Origin of the sequence: Enterococcus sp. AZ035 (genome assembly GCF_050548325.1) — a bacterium.
Taxonomy (GTDB): domain Bacteria; phylum Bacillota; class Bacilli; order Lactobacillales; family Enterococcaceae; genus Enterococcus; species Enterococcus faecalis.
In genome coordinates this window covers 357,098-372,596 of the sequence record NZ_CP172958.1, presented here as the reverse complement: position 1 = coordinate 372,596, position 15,499 = coordinate 357,098, and the positions used below count along the sequence as shown (strand labels likewise).

At 37.2% G+C, this 15,499-nt stretch carries 12 protein-coding genes, 1 tRNA gene and 1 other annotated feature; of the genes, 1 reads left to right on the top strand and 12 read right to left on the bottom strand.

Going from position 1 to position 15,499, the window contains the following annotated elements; genetic code table 11:
- Nucleotides 1-30 precede the first annotated feature (30 nt).
- The 12 genes from IGL32_RS01870 to IGL32_RS01815 all read right to left on the bottom strand — a co-directional run bounded on the left by IGL32_RS01870 (nt 31) and on the right by IGL32_RS01815 (nt 14,761).
- Nucleotides 31-948, bottom strand: a complete 918-nt coding sequence (locus tag IGL32_RS01870) for a hypothetical protein (protein WP_002382936.1) — start codon at nt 946-948, stop codon at nt 31-33.
- 355 nt (nt 949-1,303) lie between these two features.
- Nucleotides 1,304-2,710: a Na+/H+ antiporter NhaC gene (gene nhaC / locus IGL32_RS01865; protein ID WP_071646554.1), complete on the bottom strand. Its 1,407-nt coding sequence runs from the start codon at nt 2,708-2,710 to the stop codon at nt 1,304-1,306.
- A 124-nt stretch (nt 2,711-2,834) separates the two neighbouring features.
- Nucleotides 2,835-4,253, bottom strand: a complete 1,419-nt coding sequence (gene tyrP, locus IGL32_RS01860) for a tyrosine-tyramine antiporter (protein ID WP_002355453.1) — start codon at nt 4,251-4,253, stop codon at nt 2,835-2,837.
- Between the two features lie 202 nt (nt 4,254-4,455).
- Complete coding sequence (gene tdc, locus IGL32_RS01855) at nt 4,456-6,318, bottom strand: tyrosine decarboxylase (protein ID WP_002355450.1); 1,863 nt, start codon at nt 6,316-6,318, stop codon at nt 4,456-4,458.
- 298 nt (nt 6,319-6,616) lie between these two features.
- Nucleotides 6,617-7,873, bottom strand: a complete 1,257-nt coding sequence (gene tyrS / locus IGL32_RS01850; protein ID WP_002355444.1) for a tyrosine--tRNA ligase — start codon at nt 7,871-7,873, stop codon at nt 6,617-6,619.
- A 191-nt stretch (nt 7,874-8,064) separates the two neighbouring features.
- Nucleotides 8,065-8,279, bottom strand: a binding site (T-box leader).
- 291 nt (nt 8,280-8,570) lie between these two features.
- Nucleotides 8,571-10,016: a cardiolipin synthase gene (gene cls / locus IGL32_RS01845; protein WP_002361214.1), complete on the bottom strand. Its 1,446-nt coding sequence runs from the start codon at nt 10,014-10,016 to the stop codon at nt 8,571-8,573.
- 166 nt (nt 10,017-10,182) lie between these two features.
- The gene (locus IGL32_RS01840) at nt 10,183-10,665 is read right to left on the bottom strand and encodes a VOC family protein (protein WP_002355441.1); all 483 of its coding nucleotides are present in this window, start codon (nt 10,663-10,665) and stop codon (nt 10,183-10,185) included.
- 22 nt (nt 10,666-10,687) lie between these two features.
- Nucleotides 10,688-11,563: an aldo/keto reductase gene (locus tag IGL32_RS01835; RefSeq protein ID WP_016617056.1), complete on the bottom strand. Its 876-nt coding sequence runs from the start codon at nt 11,561-11,563 to the stop codon at nt 10,688-10,690.
- Nucleotides 11,564-11,841: 278 nt separating this feature from the next.
- A tRNA-Lys gene (locus tag IGL32_RS01830) sits at nt 11,842-11,915 on the bottom strand.
- Nucleotides 11,916-11,996: 81 nt separating this feature from the next.
- On the bottom strand, nt 11,997-12,134 hold the full coding sequence (locus IGL32_RS01825) for a hypothetical protein (protein ID WP_002355364.1): 138 nt from the start codon (nt 12,132-12,134) through the stop codon (nt 11,997-11,999).
- 6 nt (nt 12,135-12,140) lie between these two features.
- On the bottom strand, nt 12,141-14,291 hold the full coding sequence (feoB, locus tag IGL32_RS01820) for a ferrous iron transport protein B (protein ID WP_002355363.1): 2,151 nt from the start codon (nt 14,289-14,291) through the stop codon (nt 12,141-12,143).
- On the bottom strand, nt 14,288-14,761 hold the full coding sequence (locus IGL32_RS01815; RefSeq protein ID WP_002355361.1) for a ferrous iron transport protein A: 474 nt from the start codon (nt 14,759-14,761) through the stop codon (nt 14,288-14,290). Before IGL32_RS01815 ends, feoB begins: the two co-directional genes overlap by 4 nt.
- 512 nt (nt 14,762-15,273) lie before the next feature.
- On the opposite strand from IGL32_RS01815, the gene IGL32_RS01810 reads away from it, so the two are divergent.
- On the top strand, nt 15,274-15,498 hold the full coding sequence (locus tag IGL32_RS01810; protein ID WP_002355360.1) for a redoxin NrdH: 225 nt from the start codon (nt 15,274-15,276) through the stop codon (nt 15,496-15,498).
- The last annotated feature ends 1 nt before the right edge of the window (nt 15,499 follow it).

Sequence of the window (15,499 nt, the reverse complement as noted above, 5' to 3'; positions counted from 1 at the left end):
GGGCATTGTTGCACGCTTTCTTTTGATTATTTAAATCGATGTTGCCATCTTCACTGCTTGAATTGGGTCAAAATGATGGACAGAGTAAACGACTGTACCGGCTTGCCAAACTACTGAGTTTCGATTATAGTCAGTGGTTCCTGCCACGTTCAGTGTGATTTGACCAACGGTATTCGGTGCTGGCAACGTTTCTTGTTCCAAAATGTTGACAACATTTTTCGCTAAATCATCAGGCGATTCACCATTGATATTTGAGGCCCGTACGACTAAACTCCAATTGCCTTCTTGCCAAGATAAGTAACTAGAACCTGCCGCCCCTTGTTTATACCCAGTAATATTGTAACCTAAATCTACTGGTTGACCGCCATTGTCAATGATTTGGTTCACTGCATTTTTTGCTTCGGCATCAGAGCCATATGTTTTTTTCTCAAAAGAACTAATTGGCGTTAACTGATTGACACGTGCATCATTCACTGGAATCGCTTCTTTTTCTGCATAATATAAAACACGGAAATTGTTTTGATCCGCTTGTGAAGTTGTCGCTGCAGTTAAAAAGTTATTCGTTTGACTCGTTAAAATTGCCTGCGGTAAGCCTTGACCAGGAAACATGTTTGCTAGCTGGTTAAGCACTTGCTTGGCTTGGTCATCTGGATTCGCATTTTTCGCTGGTGATTGTTTTTCTGCTGAGCCATTATTTGCCACTTCCTTCGTAGAAGAAGCTGTTGCTTTCGAATCAGCTGTCGTTGTTCCTGACGGTTTCGCATCACTAGATTTCGTTGCTGCTTTGCTACTTGATTCTTTTGTAGCAGATGCTTTTGTACTCTCGACTGTGGTACTTTCCGCAGCACTGGAACGACTATCCGTATTTTCTGTACTTTTTCCGCCGCCACATGCTGCTAAAGCAAGGGTTAAAAGAAAAGCACTAGAAATAAGCCCTATCTTTTTCATAAGAATTCCTCCTTGTTTTCCCTACCCTTATTGTACCTTAATCATTTGTATCCGTCACTTGTTTGTGTTTCGTTCTAGTTGGTTTAAATAACAGAAAGTGGACGGTAGGATTCGAACCTACACCTCAACATTGAGCAAGAATAAACTACTGTTAGTCTCTATGAGTTTAACACCACGTTCATCCACCTATTTGATTGGTCCTTTGTATCATAACTTAGAATAATTAAATTGCCTTTAAGGAGCTTCAAAGATTATATGAAGAATTGTAAAAAATCTGTGACGAAAAAACGATTGAACCAATCAGTAGATACACTGAGGTTCAATCGTAACCAATTGTTTAATTATCTGAAAAAACTCACAATTCAACGTTAGTCCCTGGTGCTTTTTTGTTTTCCCCTTGTTGTTTTTTTAAGAATATCCCCAAAATGACGGTGATAATGGGACAAAGCAATGGGAAAAAGGCATATGGTAAGTATTCTAGTGCACCAACTTTTAACGTTCCCATAATGAAGGTACCACTAACCCCCCAAGGAATTAACGAGTTGACTGCCGCCCCAGCATCTGCCAAAGTACGAGTTAAATATTTTTTATCAATACCTAAACGAGTAAATGAGGATTTAAATGTTTCCCCTGGTAAAATAATTGACAAATATTGTTCGCCAACTAGTAAGTTAATTCCCACAGAACTTAAGGCAGTTAAAGCGATTAATTTGGCTGGATTATTCACATAGCCTTTAATTTTATCAATTAAAGTAGCCACGATGTTAAACTTAATCAACAAGCCGCCTAAACCTAATGCCAAAATAATCAACGCAGCAGAACCTAACATGCTTTCAATCCCACCACGAGATAAAAGTGTATCAATACTTTGGTCCCCTGTATCTGCCACATAACCACTCATTAAAATGGTAGAAACTTTCGCTAAACTTAGGTGATGATCATTTATAAAAGCTAAGATGACCGCCACTGTAGAGCCGACTAATAACGTTGGAATAGCTGGTACCTTTTTCCAAGCGAATAAGAATAAAACCGCTACTGGCAACAATGTAATCGGTGAAATCCAGAATCCTTGATGTAACGTTTGGACCATTGCATCAACCGATTTTAAATCCGCCGAACCAGATTGATGTCCCAAGAAGATATAGCCGACAATCGAAATAATAAACGCCGGAATAACAGTGTACATCATGTTTAGTATATGTTCAAAAAGGTTCACGCCACCAATTCCAGCAGCTAAGTTTGTTGTATCAGATAACGGTGAAATGTTGTTCCCTAAAAAGGCACCTGAAACAACTGCGCCAGCTGTCATCGCATTGTCGAATCCAAGAATATGTCCAATACCTAGAAAGGCAATCCCCATAGTTGAAACAGTCGTAAAGGAGCTCCCTACCGTCACACCAACTAGTGCACAGACCACAAAAACGGTTGGTAAGAAGAACTTCACTGAGATAATTTTAAAACCATAGACCATAATTGTTGGAATCGTCCCAGACAAGATCCAAGTAGCAACTAAGACACCTATCAACAAGAAAATAATAATCGGAATGATCCCTGGTTTAATCCCTTCCACAATGCCTTCGTGGATCTCATCCCAAGAAAATCCTTTCCATTTGCCATAAAGCAACAACAACATGAACACAAAAAGAATCGGTATGTGAGGGGTTAATTTTTGACCAATAATTAAGTACCCGAGAATCGCTAACAAGGCAATCAAAATGCCTAAACTTTCAGCGAACGAAACAGTGGGTTTCGTTGATTTCATATGAAAACCTCCTTTTATGGAAAGCGAAAACTGAAGCAATAATCGAACTTGCTTCAGTTTCCAAACGACAATTTACTATAGTCATCAGGTGAAGAGGCACTCAGCAAAATAATTGCTAGCCTTTTTATTCACCTAAATCTTCTTTTACTTCCGTTGCCCAACTTGCTTTTTTAAAGCGATTAATGATTAACGGAATCACAAACATAACAATAGTGATTAATGCAACTAAGACTGCATCAGTCACGGTTGTTGTACCTAATGTGGCGAAAATAACAATGATAACACTAAAAATTAACATTGCTGCCACTAAATAAGCTAAGCCATTACCTTTTTTACCAATTCGGTAAGGACGTAGTGTATCTGGTTGAGATTTACGTAATTTAATTAGGGAAATCGCAATCAATACATACACAATACTATAAATAATTGTTGTTGCATTTGTTAAAGTTAAGAATACAGCGTTGACATCATCCATTACCCCATAAAGTAAAGCGAATAATGAGATAACTACAGATTGTGTTAACACAACGTTACGAGAAACGCCATATTTATTTTCGCGATGGAAACCAAATTTTGGTGGCAATAAGCCATCACGAGCAACTTGAATAATTGTTTTTGATGGTCCAGTAACCCAAGCAGATAATTGTAATAACACACCTAAGAAGACCATGAAACTAAAGATATTACCAATAATTGTTGGTAAACCTAAAACGTCACAATAAAGCAAAATTGGTTGTGTAATGTTAGACAATTCCATTTTGCCATTTGGAACAATATTAGCAACAAACATTGCATTAATAACGTTTAATAAAACTAAACCAATTAATGAAATGAAAACGCCTTTTGTATAATTTTTTGTTGCATCTTTCAAACGAGGAATATAAACAGAAGACATTTCAATCCCAACAAAGATAAACGCAATCCCTGCTAGATATTTAAATGTGTCCATATTTTCTAAGTTTGGTAAAACTTTTGACCAAGAGAAGGCACCTAAATAGCCGCCAGGTGTTAAGCCTACTTTAATCATTGAAAGAAGACCTAAAACAAACATAACTAATACTGGGATGTAAACACCTAGCCAAACACCAATATTTCCGCCAACTTTCGCCATGTCAAATTTCAAGTTCAAGATTGTAATAATCCAGTAAATCACTAAGATACAACCTAATACGAACCAATGATTTTCACCTAAATGAACATTACCAAATGTATTACCTAGCAAAGGGCCTAATGTAGAAGCAACCATTACCATTCCTGGGAACATTTGCACCCATAGTAACCAAGCGACAACAAAACCCCATTTGCTACCTAAGGCAGTTTTAACCCAAAGTTGAGGGCCACCTTCTTGAGGAAGCATCGTAGATAATTCACCAGATATCAATGCGATTGGACCAGCAAAGAATAAGACCGCGAAAATTGTGTAAGAAATTAATGTCCAACCAACAGCAGCAAGTGTTGGGATACTACGTACAGTTGCACACAATGCCATTGTTAAACCGATAAAAGTACCTAATTCAATTTTTTTAACTTGTTGTTTATCCAATTTTGTACACTCCTTATAAGATTTTGGATAAGGAGCATGAATGACTGTTATACGCTGAGTAAAACAGTCATTCGACTGCCTCTTACCCAGACAAAGAATTGGTTAAGAGGTTAGCCGTCTGGTTGATTTATCTATTGAATAAATCAACCAGACCAACGTTCCCTCGTTCGGTTACCATTTCTTTTTTCCGTTTAAGATTCAATTATTTTACGTCGTAAATTTGTTCTAATTTTTCTTGTAAAGCAGCTTGAATCTTAGGAGCGTAAACATCAAATTCTTCTTTATCGTTCATGTATGGAGTCATTACAGCAGCACGTAACACAGTTACTTTACCTGCACGGTTCCATTCTTCGTCACTAAATCCTAAGCTGTTTACAAATTTTAATGGGCTGTTGCCATAATCTGGAATAGCAAAGTCAGTATGTGAAGTAATGAATTCGTTGTTGTAAATATTTCCTTTAACGTATGATGCATAGTCATATACATCATGGTTTAATTTGTTCATTGCTACTAAATCATCGTTGCCTTTTTCTTTAAACACATAGTCAACCATGTTGAAGTCTGGATGAGTTAATGTGTGGACTTCGATTTCTTTGTCGCCAACTTTGAATGTTAAATCATTCAAGAAGTTATAGAAATGATGTGATCCTTCAATTGAAGCACCAATTAATTTACCATAACCTGCAACGTTTAAAGGTAAAACGTGATGTGCAGCCCATACAGAAGCAGCTGTTGCACCAGCTTTTGAACCTTCAAGGATATAAGCACCTAGTAATGCAGGAATATCGGCACCTTTTTCAAATACGTAAGTTGCGAAGTAAGAAATAACGTCGCGCATACGGATATCTTGGATAACGATACCACCAGCTGAATAAGGGATATAACCCATTTTATGAGGGTCAATTGTTACTGATTCTGCTAATTCGATTGCTTTATATGCATCATACACTTCTCTTGAAATGTGTTCTTTTTTCTCTTTGAAGACACCGTATTCTTCATGAACATCTTGTAAATCTTCGTAAGGGATGAAGTTGTTGTCTTCGTCTAAGAAGATGGCACGTCCATAACCACCATAAGCAGCATCCACGTGTACATAATAGTAAATACCGTCTTTCATTAATTCATCGCGTAAAGCAATAATTTTATCGATTGAGTCAACGGCACCTTCTTCAGTAGAACCAACTACACCGACAACACCTAGCACTGGAATTTGTTCTTCTGCTAAGCCACGAACGATTTTTTCTAATTCGTTGATATCCATACGGTAGTTATGGTCAACTGGTACTGGGATAACTTGATCTAAACCGATACCGATAATATCAGCAGCTTTTAACCAAGAATAGTGTTTAGTTTGTGGGACTAACCATTTACCGATTGCTTGTAAATGTTTACCTGAACGAGCTGAATGAGCTTTGATTTCATCAATTTCATCTTCAGCTGATTCTAATAAGTCCATAATTTCTTTTGTTGGCATGTTCAATAGTTCCCAATCTGATTTGCCAGCAACTAATTCTGGTTTTACTTCTTTCATAGCAAATGGTAATGATTTAATGTTACGGGCATACCATAAGCCTTCTAAGTTAGCTAAAGAACCATCAGCAACGATGTGTCCCCAACCATTTTTGTAGCTCATTAAGTGAGCAAATTCATGTCCTACTTCTTCTTCCATTTGAGAAGTTGCTGGAGAAGATTCATAGGCAACGTTGTTCCCGTTCCATAGCATTGCAAAGTTGTAAGCTAATAGAGAAGGCATTAATGTTTCTGAGTTCATATGTCCCCAATATCTACCTGCTGTATGCCATGGAACTGAATGTGTACGCATGCGAGAAGAGATTTCATTCAATACATCTTTCATATGGTTGACAGTTTTTTCGTAGCTTTCAGATGTGCGTTCTTGAGAAGAGATAACTGGCATGTCTTGTGGCATGTAGTTTTGACGCCATCCTAAATGTTCATCTACTAAGTCGATCAACAAGTCTTTATATAATTGTCCGTTTTCGGCTTTGTCCCCAATGAATAGTGCATTAAGGTTCATTTCGCCTTTTGCTAATTTTTCGTTTTTCATACGAAAATTCCTCCTTACAAATTTTAATGAATTAGATTTTGCATTCACAACTTACACCCAAACGGCTAAAGTGTAAAGAAGAAAAATAACAATGGTTATCATAGCTCTTTAATTTTATAATTTTTTCACAAGGTGTCTTGTCAGAACCATTATATAAAAAAATAAGAGTGGGATTGTGTGTACAATCCCACTCTTATTAGGTGTATTAACGGTTTCACCACTACCTGTAAGGAGAAATAGAATTTTAACTTTGATCAAATAATCACACGTCTTCTCTTCGTGAAATTATTATCAATTTCTAATCCATTACTTTTGCTAAAAAGTAATTTTTCTTCCCTTTCCGTACAACAACGAATTTTCCATCGAAATGTTGTGTTGGATCGACTGCAAAATCTAAATCGGTAACTCGGTCACCGTTAATACTTATAGCTCCTCCGCTCACATCTTCGCGAGCTTGACGTTTTGATGGTTCGATTTCTGTGTCAACTAACCAATCTACGATGTTTTTAGCATCTTTGGTAATTTCAACAGTTGGCACATGTTCTAACCCTTGCTCGATTTCCTCAATCGTTAAGTCTTTAATATTGCCTGAGAAAAGAGCTTCTGAAATTTTTTGCGCTTCTTCTAATGCTGCATCATCGTGAACAAATCGTGTCACTTCTTCAGCTAAGCGTCTTTGTGCTTCACGTTTACCTGGTTCTTTTTCAACTTTTTCAGCTAACGCATCGATTTCTTCTTTATCTAAGAAAGTAAAGAATTTCAAGTATTTGATGACATCACGATCATCTTGGTTTAACCAGAATTGGTAGAATTCAAATGGTGAGGTTTTCTTAGGATCTAACCAGATAGCGCCACCCGCTGTTTTCCCAAATTTTGTACCATCTGCTTTTAGCATTAAAGGAATGGTTAACCCGAATACTTTGGCTTCTGGTCCTTCTTTTTTACGAATCAAATCTAATCCTGCAGTGATATTGCCCCATTGATCAGCGCCACCAATTTGCAATTGAATATTATGTTTTTTATGCAATGTGTAAAAGTCAATTGATTGAAGAATTTGGTATGTGAATTCTGTAAAGGAAATGCCACTTTCTAAACGACTAGCGACAATGTCTTTTGCCAACATCGTGTTGACATTAAAGTTTTTCCCGTAATCTCTTAAAAAATCTAATAAAGATAGTTCTGATAACCAATCGTAGTTGTTCACCATTGTTACCTCAGCATCTTTACCAAATAATTTTTTCATTTGATTTGAAAGACTGTCCACATTATGTTGCACAGCTTCCATCGTTTGTAAGACACGTTCAGTTGTTCGTCCACTTGGATCACCAATTGTTCCAGTTCCGCCACCAATTAAAATGTATGGGTGATGACCTGCTAATTGGAATCGTTTCATCATCATAAAAGGAATTAAATGTCCAATATGCATGCTATCTCCAGTTGGATCGACACCGCAATATAGCGAAATGCTCGTATTTTCTGTAAGTTCTCTTAGTCCTTCTTCGTTTGTTTGTTGATTGATTGCATCACGCCATGCTAGCTCGTCAATGATATTCATGTTATCACCCTCCATATTTATAATTATCTCTTTATAGGAAATCGTTCATTTAAAGAAATAAACGATTAACACACTTGTTTTTACACGATATCCCGTGTTTATTTCTATGTATACACGGGTTCACGAAATTTTCTTTGGTCTGCCACGTATTCAAAAAAAGAATACAAAAAATCCCTAAGCCGTCGAAACGACTTAGGGACGAATTTCTCGTGGTACCACCCAAATTTATACATAGTTTAATTTATTTAAAATACTATATACCTCTTAACAAATAACGCTGTTACCCGTGCCCTGTAGGCAGAAGCTCAAGAATGTAATTCGATAAATAACGTGTACTAGTTTCCAGCGCCACTAGCTTTCTGTAACAGTGGTTATTTCTCTACTGCTTTTCTGTCATTGCTTTGTATTTAACTTGTACATGTAGCATATTCCTTTTCGTTTTTTTTGTCAACACTCTTTGCTTAATTTTTTTTACTTTTATAAAAGATGTCCCTTTTTCGCAAAAATAAAATAACAAATTTACAATAAGATTTATTTGTTTTAACAGCAACTAAAGATAAAAAAATAACGAAAAAATTTAAAAAATATTCTTTAAAATTTTTTTGACTTTTTTTGTGATTTTCTATACTTTTATAGAATTCCCGAAGAAAAATGACGAACTTCTGATCCGAAGTTCGTCATTTTGTGAAAAACAGTTTTAAAGAATTGGTGAAAATAATCGTGAAATTTGTTGTTTAAAAATCAACCATTTGGACATGTCGCGAACAACTTCTGGAGTCATTGTTGTACATTTTTTTCGATCTTCTAAGAAAATTGCTTCTAATTGATCAATGATTTTTTTATCATATAACACAGCATTTGCTTCAAAGTTTAATTTGTAACTTCGGATATCTTGATTGGCTGAACCTACTGTGCAGACTTCATCATCCATAATCATTGTTTTCGCATGTAAGAAACCACCGTTATAAATTAAAATTTCAATATTTTCTTTCATCAACAAGCGGCCGTAATACTGTGTTGCTCGATAAATAAACGGATGGTCGGGCTTATCTGGAATCATAATTTTAACATCTACTCCTGAAGCCGCAGCAACCTTTAAAGCCGCCAAGACACTATCATCAGGAACTAAATACGGCGTTTGAATCCAGACTCTTTTCTTGGCAGAAGTAATCAATTTAATAAAGGCCAATTTAATTTGTTCACGGTCACTATTAGGACCACTGGCAATCATCTGAATGGATGTATTTGCCTCTGGCACCAATGCTTCAAGTTTAAAGAAATAATCCAATTGATACGCCACACGATTTTTCTCAGGGGAAGAGACGTTCCAATCCATTAAAAAACGCATTTGCAGTAATGAGGCTGCTGGCCCTTGAATCCGTAAATGTGTATCCCGCCAATAGCCAAACTTTTTAGTCGTCCCGGCATATTGATCGGCAACATTAAAGCCGCCAATGTAGCCTACTTTCCCATCAATAACAACAATTTTCCGGTGATCATGATAATTCAAACGAAACTTCAAGAGTGCTTTTTGAGAAGTAATAAACGTTTGGACAAAACCGCCGTTTTTTTTCAATTCATTCAAATGATGAACCTTGGTGCCCTTTGAGCCAAAGGCATCGTAAAGCAACCGCACTTCAACCCCTTCAGCCGCCTTTTCTTCTAATAAGTTCAAAATTTTGGTACCGATATGATCCGTTACAAAGGCATAATATTCAATATGAATGGAGTGCTGAGCTTTTTTTATGTCCGCCATCAACGCATTGAATTTTTCCGTACCATCCGTAAAAATTTCAACATCATTTTTCTTAGTCAGAGGCATCCTATTTAACGAGGAAAAAAAGTCTGTAAACTGTTGTTGCTCCTCCGTCGGCATCTTTTGACTATAAAGTTCAAAACTTTCTTCTTGGAAATTCTGGAAATTCTCTAATTCCCGTAAATCACTTTGTTGCAAATAAAATTTCTTTTTGTCGGTTAAACCGCGCCCAAAGAATAAATATAAGAAAAAACCAAAAACGGGTAGAGCAATCAGTACGAGTAGCCATGCCCAAATTGCTGCTACATCTCGAGGTTTTAACAAAATGGTAATTCCCGCAATAATTGCATTAATAAAATAAATAACTGTTAAGACGCTAAGAATCAATTGTCTTCCTCCTTTATTTGTTACGTTTTAGTATACCATCAATTACGGATTTGGAATATCTTTTCTTTAGCTGCTTCTGTCTAAAAAAATAAAAAGAACCCCTCATTCTAGTACCAGTAACTAGAATGAGGGGTTCTTTTTGATGTTTGTTTGAAAGTCCTTTAACTTAATTTCGTGTAAATGGACCTTTAGGAGCAATCAATTCTAAATTTGTACCATCTGGATCGGTAAAGTAAGCGACCCCTGTACCAAAACCGCTCTTCAAGCCATCTTCTTCTTGGAATGTAATCGGCTCTCCATCAGGTTCTACGCCAATCGCTCTTAAACGTGCAACAGCTGCATCAATATCTTCCACTTCGAAACACATATGCATTGCACTAATTTGTTCGTTGGAATAAGAAGCTTTTTCTGATTTTGGTTTAACATATTCTAATAAATCAATATTGATGTTTTCTAGATGCACATTGGCATACTTGATTAATGTATCATCTAACCCTTGTGTTTGGGCCATCCGTTTTCCACCAATTTCATCACGATTTGCGATTTTTGTTCCTGTTAATGCTTCATAAAACTTCACTGATTCATCCAAATTACTGACTGTAATCCCCACGTGGTTGACTACTGAAAAACCTTTAACTGCTTCACTCATTATATCTCCTCCTAGTTAATTTTTAGAAATCAAACGTGTCTGGATCTGGTCCCACACGTAACGATTCATTCAATTGGTTAATTTGTGCCATTTCTTCTGCACTTAGTTCAAAATCAAAGACCGCTGCATTGTTAATCATCCGTTCTTTGTGGACAGATTTCACGGCTAATAAGATATCTTGTTGAATATCCCAACGTAAAATCACTTGGGCTGCTGATTTATTATGGTTCTCAGCAATCGCCAAAATGGTTTCATTCGATAATAATTGACCTTGCATCAACGGTGACCAAGCTTGGACTTTGATATCATGTTTTTCACAGAAATCACGCACTTCTTTTTGATCCAATTTTGGATGTAGTTCCACTTGGTTAATTACCGGAACAACTTTTGCATAAGAAAGTAAATCTTCTAAATGATGAACTTGGAAGTTGCTGACACCAATTGCTTTCACTTTTCCTTCGGCGTATAAAGTTTCTAAAGCTTGCCATGATTCTTTGTAAGAATTATTTCCTGGCCAATGAATTAAATACAAATCTAAATAATCTAAACCTAAACGTTCCAAACTATCATTGAAAGCTTGAATTGTTTCATCATAGGAAATATGCGCGTTCCAAACTTTCGAGGTAACAAATAAGTCCTCACGGTTCAAACCAGTTGCCGCTAAGCCTGCTTTAATTCCCGCTCCTGTGCCAGATTCATTGCCATAGATTTGCGCTGTATCGATTAAACGATAACCATTTATAATCCCTTCTTCGACCACTTTTGCTGTCTCTTCATCTGGTATTTGGAATACCCCGAGACCCATTCCTGGAATTTTAGTGCCGTTGTTTAATGTTACTGTATCTGCTAGTGATGTAATCATTTGATTCGCTCCTTTAACGTTTTCTGATATCATCATATACCGTGCCGTACATGCTGTATAGTACGTACTTTTTCGTTTCATAGGAACCAAAAAGTGCGCTTTTTGGTAAATTCGCTTTTTTAGCCTGAAAAATTTTTAACTTTTTTTATATAACGTACTTTCTCGCTCTTCTAAGCGTAGCATTCTTTAACCGATTTAACTAGTGTATCTCTCACGACACACGACATTTTATGTAAAAAAAGAGAACGCGTACTCCGTCTTCGAAACGTCCTAAGACGCCGACAGAATACCGTTCTCGTGGGTTTGGCACCCAATGGGGGCATAGGGATTCGAACCCTAGACCCTCTGATTAAGAGTCAGATGCTCTAACCAACTGAGCTATGCCCCCGTTGTATAAAATGGCTTTTCAGCTACCTCAATATTGTAGCACTCCGCTATTATTTATACAAGAGGGAATTTTTTTCAGTTGTTATTCTTGTGAAGATTGTTCTTTTTTTACAGGACAAGCTGTTTGACAATCTTCACAACTTTCCCCTTTTTTGATTCGTCGATAGGTGATGATTCCTGCTGTTCCAAAAATTAAAATGGATAAAATAATTGTTGCCATCCGTTATTACCCTCTTTCTAAAGAAGTGATTGCTTGGACACTTTCTTTGCCTGGCTTTGGTTTTCTTATAAGGAAATAAAATCCAGCTAAAACAACACCCATCGCTAAAAAAGTCCCCAGAGTTAGTGTGCCTTTTTCGACTAACACATGGCCTAATTGATAAATCACAAAACTAACCATATAAGCCAAACCGCATTGATAACCAATGGCTCCTAATGTCCATTTAAGGTCTCCCATTTCACGACGAATTGCGCCAATTGCAGCAAAACAAGGTGCACATAATAAGTTAAAAGTTAAGAACGAATAGGCCGCGACTGGCGTAAAGGTGTGTTGCAGTGCGCCCCAGACTTCTACCCCGTTTTCAGAAACATCTTTCACATTGCCAAATAAAATGCCTAAGGTACCAATAATATTTTCTTTCGCTATCAATCCTGTAATTGTGGCAACTGCCCCTTGCCAATTACCCCAACCTAATGGGATAAATAGCACCGCCAACCCTTTACCTAGAAATGCTAGAATACTTTGACTTTCTGGAACGGGTTGAAACGTCACAGAATAATGTGACATGAACCAAATGAGAATACTGGAAACAAAAATAATCGTACCTGCTTTTTTTACAAATGAGCGACATCGTTCATAGGCATGCCGAACCACACTTCTAAGCTGTGGCAAATGATAGGCGGGAAGTTCCATAATGAATGGTGCTGGATCTCCCGAAAAATGCTTGGTCTTTTTTAAAGCAATTCCTGATAACACAATGGAAGCAACCCCTAAGAAATAAGCAGAGGGCGAGACCCAACTTTGGTTAGGAAAAAATGCACCTGCAATCAGAGCGATAATTGGCAACTTCGCCGAACATGGCATAAAAGTCGTGACCATAATAGTCATTCGCCGATCGCGTTCGTTTTCAATCGTTCGACTAGCCATCACGCCTGGGACCCCACAACCTGTCGCAATTAACATTGGAATAAACGACTTACCAGATAGGCCGAATTTCCGAAACAAGCGATCCATGACAAAGGCAATCCGGGCCATATAGCCACAATCTTCTAAAAAACCTAAACATAAAAACAGGACGGCCAGTTGTGGTAAAAATCCTAACACCGCCCCAACACCTGCAATGATCCCATCTAAAATTAAACTTTGCATCCATGGCGCTACTTGCCATTGCGCCAACCAATTTCCCACAAATTGAGGAACCCATTCCCCAAAAAAGACATCATTTAACCAGTCTGTCCCCATTGTACCAACCGTTTGAATAGATAAGTAATAGACCAACCACATCACAAACGCAAAGATTGGCAACGCCAACCACCGATTGGTTACCACTCGGTCAATCTTATCACTGTGAGTAAATGTCATTTCTGTTTTTTTCGTCGCACACAAAGCAATTAATCGAGCAATAAAGGCATAGCGTTCATTAATGATAATGGCTTCACTTTCATCTTGAAAGATTTTTTCGGTAATTTGTATGACTTCTTCAATTTCTTTTTCTTGAAAAGAACTCAATAATAATTGCTCTTTGGTTCGAACATCTCGTTCAAAAAGTTTTAAACTATACCAACGCTGTTGCGTTTCAGGAACAGTATTCCCTAAAATATCAACAATTTCAGCAAGTGCTGCTTCTAAGCGATTATCATAAGAAGGATAAATAACCTCTGTCTCTATGGCATTCGCTCGCTGCTTACTTTGTTTTAAAGCATGATCCAACCCACGATTCTTCAAAGCACTAATCTCAACGACAGGCACGCCTAAGCCATAACTTAACTTTTCACTATTCAATGTTTGGCCGTTTTTTTCCAACAAATCCATCATATTTAACGCACAAACAACCGGTAATCCAGTTTCAATTAATTGTGTTGTTAAATAAAGATTCCGTTCCAAATTGGTCACATCGAGAATATTCAAAATCACTGAAGGTTGGTCCTCCAAAAGATAATCTCGTGCCACAATTTCTTCAGGCGTATAAGGAGAAAGAGAGTAAATCCCTGGCAAATCTTGAATAATGAGTGTCTTATCTTTCTTTGCCACCCCCTCTTTGCGTTCCACAGTCACCCCTGGCCAGTTTCCAACATATTGGTTGGCTCCTGTTAACATATTGAACGTTGTCGTTTTACCGCTATTAGGGTTGCCGGCTAGTGCAATTTGCTGAGTCATTCGCTTTCCTCCTTTTCAACCAAGATTAGTTCCGCTTCACTTTTTCGTAACGTTAGTTCGTAGCCACGTACATTGATTTCAATTGGATCAGCTAAAGGAGCTACTTTGCGAATAAAAATTACTGTTCCTTTTGTTAAGCCCATGTCCATCAACCGACGTTTCACCGCTCCTTGTCCGTGGATCCCTACTATTGTAGCGCGTTCTCCAACTTTCAAGGTATCTAAGGAGACCCAAACTTTCTCATTCGCCGAGCGCTCCTCCACATGAATCGCTTGTAAAATCGTATCTGTCAGCGCAATTCGACTATTATGTAATAAAACAATACCATTTTGATTCTGATAATTGACAAGGACAACTGCTTGGCCTGCAACGACACCTAAATTGTTCAGATGTTTCTTTGTCTGAACATCTGCTTGGACGCTTTCGACTGTATAGACTTTCCCAACTTCTGCCTGCGCTAACGTAATCATTTACTTTCCTCCATGTGAAAAAGTTTCAAACGAAAATGAGAATCGTTCTCAATTAAAAGAATACGCTTGCTTACACGGAAAGTCAATGAATTTCTGGATGTATCTCCTGTTTTCTTCTATTTTCCTTCTATATAGAGACACTTTTTTCAGGTTACCATTTTTGAAAAAAGTCAGCTCTTGTTTTTTATGTTACTAGCTACTATAAAATTCCACTCATTCAATAACAAATCCGCTTATTTTTTCTTCTTGTGCCTAACTCAAATGTCAACACAATATTTAGTGTTTTTTCACTAAATGTTCTCTTTCAAAATTTTAATTTTTTTGTTTGTCAAACACTGACCAATGTGTTTTTTCTCCCAAAAACGAGGATTCACGTGTTTTCATTTTTCTTTCAAAAACACAAAAACTAGTATTATGAGAAAAACGCACCACAATATATAGTGTTAAAGTGTTGACTTTTTTCTACATAGATTTATACTAGTCTATGTAGAAAAAAAGAGGAGGAACTTTCAATGAACGTAAAAATCTTTTCAAAAAATAACTGTATCCAATGTAAAATGGCGAAACGTTTCCTAAGTGAAAATAACATCGCTTTTGAAGAAATCAATATCGATGCACAACCAGATGCTATCGACTGGTTAAAAGAACAAGGGTTCCAAAGCGTACCGGTAATCACATCTGAAGCAACAACCGTTGTTGGCTTCCGTCCAGACCAATTAAAACAATTGGCTAGCTAAG